The sequence below is a fragment of the Lachnoclostridium sp. MSJ-17 genome (assembly GCF_018918205.1).
Classification (GTDB): domain Bacteria; phylum Bacillota; class Clostridia; order Oscillospirales; family Acutalibacteraceae; genus Ruminococcoides.
Window position 1 is genome coordinate 1 of record NZ_JAHLQB010000062.1, and the last position, 1,000, is coordinate 1,000.

Sequence of the window (1,000 nt, forward strand, 5' to 3'; positions counted from 1 at the left end):
AAAGCTGCCGAGGAGCAGCGTCCTTGACTCGCTGTCAAACAATGGCGGAAACGGATGGTCTATTCTCCGCGGCTCGCTCACTTCTTCATCCTCCGGATGTAGGCAAAGGTCTTTTCCTCACCCTCGTCGCGCAGCATTACAAGCAGCTTTTCGAGCATGGCCTCGGTTTTTTCGTGCATGCGGCGCTTGCCCTTTACGCGCAGAAAATACTCGTAGGGGTGCGCGTCGGTGTAATTTTTGCCGTTGTAGATCTTGCTTGCCGCCACGCGGTCGCAAAACATCTCTATCAAAAAGCGCGTCGGCATTTCGACGTTCTCGATCTGCTTTGTCTTGGGATTGTAGTCGTTCCAGTACTCGTAATGGTGGCGGTTTCTGCCCTTGTGGTGCATCCACGCGACTGAGCTGCCGTACAGCTCGCGTTCCTTCTCGTTCGGGCTGCGGTTGCCCTGATAATACTTCGCGCCGGGTATAAACTCGGTCGGACTGTACTTTGACAAGTCGTGCCTCAGACCCTGCCAGAGAATTCCGGCGCGCGCGCAGTTAGCGATGACCTTGTGTCTGTGGTTTGTAATTGTAATGAAATGTTTGATCGGATGTCCCATAATTCTATCACCTTCCCTATTTTACCACAAAAAATTGCAAATGTAAAACTATTGATTATTTTTGCAAAAGATTGTATAATAGTAATAAGTATTACAAAGAGGTAACAATATGACAAGAAGAATTCTGATTACCGCGCTGTACGTAATCGCCGCCGCAATTATGCTGCTCTCGGCGCTGTGCATTGTCGGAATCACCCGGAACGCCGGCATAACAAACGCGCAAACTCCGTTCCGCGAGGAAACGGAACCGACCGTCACCGAGAAAGCCTTCCTCATGAAGCAAAACGAGCCGACTGTCATACATATCACCGGGCAAAACGAAAAAAAGCTGCTCTCTTGGGAAAGCAGCGACGAAAGCATACTGACCGTAGACAGCGGAGGACGGCTGGACGCGTTCA

At 50.6% G+C, this 1,000-nt stretch carries 2 protein-coding genes; one reads left to right on the forward strand and one right to left on the reverse strand.

Translation table 11 applies throughout. From position 1 onward, the window contains the following. Window positions 1–77: 77 nt before the first annotated feature. Entirely contained in the window at window positions 78–602 is a 525-nt protein-coding gene (locus KQI64_RS05465) for a DUF5662 family protein (protein WP_216523718.1), read from the reverse strand. A 109-nt stretch (window positions 603–711) separates the two neighbouring features. On the opposite strand from KQI64_RS05465, the gene KQI64_RS05470 reads away from it, so the two are divergent. Beyond that, the coding region (locus tag KQI64_RS05470) for a hypothetical protein (protein ID WP_216523719.1) at window positions 712–1,000 on the forward strand (289 nt) is incomplete at its 3' end.